1 protein-coding gene is annotated in these 1,638 nt (G+C 57.6%); it reads right to left on the reverse strand.

Annotated elements, in window-relative coordinates; translation table 11 throughout:
- Positions 1–242: 242 nt before the first annotated feature.
- A complete protein-coding gene (locus QMX85_RS23330; RefSeq protein ID WP_004423958.1) occupies positions 243–1,514 on the reverse strand; it encodes an IS4-like element ISPa1635 family transposase in 1,272 nt (423 codons plus the stop codon).
- Between the last annotated feature and the right edge of the window lie 124 nt (positions 1,515–1,638).

The raw sequence follows: 1,638 nt of genomic DNA on the forward strand, positions 1-1,638 counted from the left end.
CCCAATGTCATCAACCTAAGCTGCAGCCCTGCCCAAGGCAAGCCCCCCGAAGCAGCCAGCCGCCATGGCCGTCGGGCGATGACCAGGCCTCTGCCGCTCAATCAGGCGGTCTAGCTGGGCTGGCGGTGATGTGATCATCGTCTGTTCCGGCTGTCTAGGCGAGATTTCTCGTTCTCCGGACGAGCCTATGCCGACCGCTTGTGGCCAGCTTTTTTGCACGGAGGTTGGGCGGTGGTGTTTCTTCAGCGCGTCGGTTTGTAGCCCTCACAACCTCGGCTGGCTGCGCGTTTGCGTTGGCGCGCAAAGCTACGGCCTGAGCGTACGGCACTGAGGCTTTTAGCCATCAAGGCCAGCACATTGCTCAGCCCCTGAGCACAGTGCCGCACCAGCAGCTCGACCAGGGTATTTTTGAGCCGTGACACGCCTTGGGTGAAGTTGACTTTCCATCGCAGCTTGCGACCTTTGTGGCGCTGTTCGATGACCGGCTGTAGCAGGTGCTGCATCAACAGCGCCAGGTTCTTCAACAGTTGAGCGGCATGAAAGTCCTGCTTTACAGCGGTCACGCTGCGGCCGCTGAAGTTGTCCAGCGTCAGGGTTTGTTTGAGGCGACGGAAATCGGTTTCGATGCCCCAGCGGCGGTGGTAAAGCTCGGCAAACACCTCAGCGGGAAAGGCTTCTCGATCCAGCAGCGAGGTCAGCAATACTTCGCTTTCGCCGTTGGCCAACTCGACCCGGATCAGTCTCAGCTCGATCTGGCTGGCAGGATCAACGCCAGCCTCGGAGCAGAACAGACGTGCTTCAGGATGGTTGGCCACGAAAAGCTGTGTGTCTTCAACTTGGCCAGAGTGTAGAAACGCTTTGACCTGGGCGTTATAGCCACAGGGCAGGCGCATCAGAAAGTGCCGCTGTTGCTGCGCGAACAGCGCGAATAACCAGTGCCCAGGGTAACCACGGTCAAACAGCGTCAGGCTGTCAGCCGGCAGGTGCTCAAGGTGCAGATGGGCACAGTCGCGCTCGCCGACGGTCAGGGGCACGATCAGGCTATGCAAGGTTTGACCGTCAGCGACTTCGTAGAGTGTGGACAAGCGAGCCATGGGAAAGCCAGAGTGACTGCCAAAGAAGGTCGCCATGGTCGACTCCAGGGGTAAATGCACGGTCGAGCCATCCACCGCGAGCACCCTCAGCCCACGCCACTTCTGACGCAGCCCGAAGCAGTCAATTTGTTGCTGCAGGAGGCGATTGAGACTTTCAAATACCTCGGGGTTGAGCTTTTTGCGCGCTTTGCAGAAGGCCTGCGCAGTGACCATTTGCGTCTCAGTCGACGCCTGATTGAGTACGCGATAGAACTGATCGAGTTCGGTTTGCAGGGCCGTGCGCGGCTGATTGAGCAGGAACAGGACGAGGTTCTTGAAGGTGAGCTGGCGTCGGCGGGTAAAGTCTTGAGGATTCTGGCGGTGGGCGGCGATGAAGGCGGGACAATCGAGCGGACTGGTTATTTTTTGTACAATTTTCAAACCAGGGCTTGGCTGGCGGTGTCAAGCGATGCGGTATAGGTAGTCAAAAGGGCTTCTCCCATGCACTGATTTGAGCGCTAATTATATGATATTTATGGATAATTTCCAAAGTTGATGACATTGG

Origin of the sequence: Pseudomonas sp. PS02288 (assembly GCF_029959715.1) — a bacterium.
Taxonomy (GTDB): Bacteria; Pseudomonadota; Gammaproteobacteria; order Pseudomonadales; family Pseudomonadaceae; genus Pseudomonas_O; species Pseudomonas_O kuykendallii.